Genomic DNA, 716 nt, shown 5'->3' on the forward strand with positions numbered 1-716 from the left:
GCGTGCAAAGCAGGCGCTCTCCCAGCTGAGCTAAGGCCCCATTGAAATGGTCGGGAAGACAGGATTCGAACCTGCGACCCCATGGTCCCAAACCATGTGCTCTACCAAGCTGAGCTACTTCCCGATTCCCTATCTATTCTATAACAATAATGGCGCGCCCGAGAGGAGTCGAACCCCTAACCTTTTGATCCGTAGTCAAACGCTCTATCCAATTGAGCTACGGGCGCAATCAATTTTACAATATCCCGTTGGGATAAAAATGGAGCGGAAGACGGGATTCGAACCCGCGACCCCCACCTTGGCAAGGTGGTGTTCTACCACTGAACTACTTCCGCATATCGCAATAAAAAAAGCTTTCTCTTTTTTGAGAAACCTTGGTAATAACACACTTAATAAAGCTTCCAAGCGGGCTCGAACCGCTGACCTCTTCCTTACCATGGAAGTGCTCTACCTGCTGAGCTATGGAAGCAATGGCTCCGCAGGTAGGATTCGAACCTACGACCGATCGGTTAACAGCCGATAGCTCTACCACTGAGCTACTGCGGAATAATATAAGCTTCATAAACAAACATGGTAGAAATAACAAAACTGCTTGGCGGCGTCCTACTCTCACAGGGGGAAACCCCCGACTACCATCGGCGCTGAAGAGCTTAACTTCCGTGTTCGGCATGGGAACGGGTGTGACCTCTTCGCTATCGCCACCAAACAAATGCCTT

5 tRNA genes and 1 rRNA gene are annotated in these 716 nt (G+C 50.0%); all 6 read right to left on the reverse strand.

The features are described 5' to 3' along the window. Window positions 1-47 precede the first annotated feature (47 nt). Window positions 48-124 (reverse strand) — tRNA-Pro (locus JMN17_RS21395). Window positions 125-150: 26 nt separating this feature from the next. After that, window positions 151-227: transfer RNA gene (locus JMN17_RS21400), tRNA-Arg, on the reverse strand. Window positions 228-260: 33 nt separating this feature from the next. Continuing rightward, window positions 261-335 (reverse strand) — tRNA-Gly (locus tag JMN17_RS21405). 61 nt (window positions 336-396) lie between these two features. Beyond that, a tRNA-Thr gene (locus tag JMN17_RS21410) sits at window positions 397-469 on the reverse strand. A 2-nt stretch (window positions 470-471) separates the two neighbouring features. Continuing rightward, window positions 472-546: transfer RNA gene (locus JMN17_RS21415), tRNA-Asn, on the reverse strand. A gap of 44 nt (window positions 547-590) precedes the next feature. After that, a 5S ribosomal RNA gene (gene rrf, locus JMN17_RS21420) occupies window positions 591-706 on the reverse strand. Window positions 707-716: the final 10 nt, after the last annotated feature.

Source organism: Bacillus sp. RHFS10 (assembly GCF_016757475.1).
Taxonomy (GTDB): Bacteria; Bacillota; Bacilli; order Bacillales; family Bacillaceae; genus Bacillus; species Bacillus subtilis_G.